Source organism: Microcoleus sp., assembly GCF_049646505.1.
In the GTDB taxonomy this organism is placed as follows: Bacteria; Cyanobacteriota; Cyanobacteriia; order Cyanobacteriales; family Microcoleaceae; genus Microcoleus.
The window spans coordinates 1-2,749 of record NZ_JBARVX010000665.1 but is presented as its reverse complement, the minus strand read 5'-3'; the positions used below and the strand labels follow the sequence as shown (position 1 = coordinate 2,749).

The window sequence follows — 2,749 nt, the reverse complement described above, 5'->3', positions numbered from 1 at the left end:
ACAGAGAACACAGAGTACACAGAGGGAGAGAATATATATCTGAATCATTCCGATGCTACCGGATTTGATATGAGAGGGCGGTTGAAACCGCGTCTTGTCAAACAATGTGCAAGATGCGACGGCGGTTGAAACCGCGTCTTGTCAAACAATGTCTCCCTCCGCAGACTGAAGAAAATAAGATGGTTTCAACCGCCGATTCTTCAACCTGCGGAGGCAGGTTTGGTTTGTATATACGCGATTTTAATCGTCCATTCTTCTTAAAATACAATATTTAACAAAGTTAAAACTGTACATCCAAACACGGCTTCAAATGTATATCTTTGCGAGGGTTTGTAAGGGGAAGAATGCCAAACGCGCAGTTCTCCATTAAATCCGCGCGAGGCTAAACTCAATGAAACTTGACGGTAGTTTACCAAAGTTCGCTGCAGCAATTGCCCGATTAAAATCCCTAAACTACGCATTCCCAGTTTCCAAGTGCGGTACCCGCAGCGCGAGTTTTGGGCTGTCCAAAGTTCATCGGCGATCGCCAATAAGCTAAAAATAAACCGATACATCAACAACAGAAGTTCTGTCAGCAACGGCGGAAAGCGCAATTTTCGGAGGATTTGCAATGTTTCAGTAAATGGTACCGTCAACAGGATGAAATACATACAACTTGTCGATCCCAAGGTGCGCGGGAATAACAGACTCACTTGGTATAAGCCAGTGCGACTCACATACAGATAAAAATTCCCGATGCTAATCCCCCAACCTTGCCAAATATCCGAGTGAATTGCTTGGATTTGATTTAACTGAATTCCACCAATAACAAATGCAGGCAAACTTGTCAGCAAAAATAGCAGCGGTAATGATAGCAACCGCAGGTAAAGTTTTGCTGGAATTCTTGCATAAATGACGATCCAAACTGTCAACCAGAGGGCGATCGACAACTGCACCGCTGCATGGGAAACCAGAGACAGGATTAAAAGGGCGATCGCAAATGATAGTTTGTGAGATGGCGGCAAACCGCGCAACCTATTTGTATAAGCCAGACTATCAATCTGATGGTTCATTCCAAGGTTTTGCGATCGGAATTTTGCCGAGATTGCGATCGGCCTTTATATAACCCGATCGCGTAGCCAATTACGCCAGCCCCCAATGCAGCTTGAGTTGCAAACAGCAAACTTTCAATTTCGCCGCTAGCAGGTTCAAAGAAGTGATTGAACCAAGGTTCATAGCCCGGTTGAATCTCGGTAATTGCCTTTTGGGCTTCCCCATCAGCACCGCCGTATTCACCTCGGACAAATACTAGAGGAAGAACAGCAAGAGCAACCACAGCACCAACCAAAATCCAATTTTCTCGCGCAGTAGATTGGTGATTTCTTGTATTTTTCTGACTCATGACTTAAGACTCCTGTCTCAATAACTTCAAAGTTTCCAACTCCTGCTTCCCGTAGGAATGCAGCCAATTCCAAACCAATAAAGTCAGCAATCCCTCACTAATAGCCAGAGGAACTTGAGTAATTGCAAAAATGCTAGCAAACTTGAGAAACGAAGCTACAAAACCGCCGCTTGCTGCGGGGAAAGCTAACGCTAATTGAATCGAAGTCACCACATAAGTCAGCAAATCCGCCAAAGCCGCAGCACAAAAAATTGCCGCCCGCTGCTTGCCAGTTCGCATCAGCAAATGATAGACAAAATATGCAGCAAACGGCCCCACAATTGCCATCGAAAACATATTTGCTCCCAGCGTTGTCAAGCCGCCGTGGGCCAACAAAATCGCTTGAAAAAGCAGCACCAAAGCGCCGAGTACAGCCATCACCGAAGGGCCGAACAAAATCGCACCCAAACCAGTACCCGTCGGGTGAGAACAACTCCCCGTTACCGAGGGAATTTTTAAAGCAGAAAGCACAAAAGTAAACGCGCCCGCCAAAGCTAACAGTAATTTAAGTTCCGGGTGTTCTTTGGTAATGCGGGCGATCGATCGCAACCCAAAAACAAAAAAAGGTAACGCCACCATCCACCAAAACGCCGCCCACTGCACCGGCAAAAAACCTTCCGAAATGTGCATAGCTGCGGCGGGCGTTGCCGAACCGAGGACAATATAACAACTCAAGCCAGCCATCAATCCCAGGCTGACTAATTTCCGATTTCTGGCCTTCACGCTGAACCTCGCAGATGAGACAATGTAAACAAACACATCGGCGGGCATCCTGACTCAGAAAGCGACATGGCTTTCATTACAGTTGCGGGACAGCGCCGGACTTGCACCGAACTTTCCCCGTTTCCTCTAATGGCTGCTCCCCATTAGAACCGAATGATTAGCTTAGTATAGTCGATCGCGCAACTCTCAGCCGAATATTTTACCAAAATTATTTCAAATTAACTAGCTTAGATTGTGTCCGACAGCTTCAAGTGTCATTGCAAAGAACGAAGCAATCGCCAAGACTTAGGCTTGCTTCGTTCCTAGTAATGACAAACAATAAAACTGCCAGCGAACACAATTTAATCTCTCTTCCTTCGCGTCCTTTGCGTCTTCGCGGTTCGTTAAAATCTTTACAAAATACAAGATTACAGCTAAACAACTAAACGCTATAATATTAATGAGTTTTGAGGAAACCCGCCATGTTAAATTACAACTTTCCGACGCACTGGCCCTCAGCCGACGAACTACCAGACTCAGATGAAACACCAGTGGATAACGAACTGCAAGAATTAATCCCAGGATTGCTAAAAGCAATATTGCTCATACTTTGGGCAGAACGCATGG

General features: G+C 45.7%; 3 protein-coding genes and 1 riboswitch. All 3 genes read right to left on the bottom strand.

Annotated features, from left to right (window positions below):
• Positions 1 to 257 precede the first annotated feature (257 nt).
• The 3 genes from cbiQ to WBA89_RS30310 are packed head-to-tail and all read right to left on the bottom strand — an operon-like array spanning position 258 to position 2,104.
• The gene (gene cbiQ, locus WBA89_RS30320; protein WP_424411381.1) at positions 258 to 1,052 is read right to left on the bottom strand and encodes a cobalt ECF transporter T component CbiQ; all 795 of its coding nucleotides are present in this window, start codon (positions 1,050 to 1,052) and stop codon (positions 258 to 260) included.
• The gene (locus tag WBA89_RS30315; protein ID WP_424411380.1) at positions 1,049 to 1,381 is read right to left on the bottom strand and encodes an energy-coupling factor ABC transporter substrate-binding protein; all 333 of its coding nucleotides are present in this window, start codon (positions 1,379 to 1,381) and stop codon (positions 1,049 to 1,051) included. Before WBA89_RS30315 ends, cbiQ begins: the two co-directional genes overlap by 4 nt.
• A 3-nt stretch (positions 1,382 to 1,384) precedes the next feature.
• Entirely contained in the window at positions 1,385 to 2,104 is a 720-nt protein-coding gene (locus WBA89_RS30310) for an energy-coupling factor ABC transporter permease (protein WP_424411382.1), read from the bottom strand.
• A 61-nt stretch (positions 2,105 to 2,165) separates the two neighbouring features.
• Positions 2,166 to 2,312, bottom strand: a riboswitch (cobalamin riboswitch).
• Positions 2,313 to 2,749: the final 437 nt, after the last annotated feature.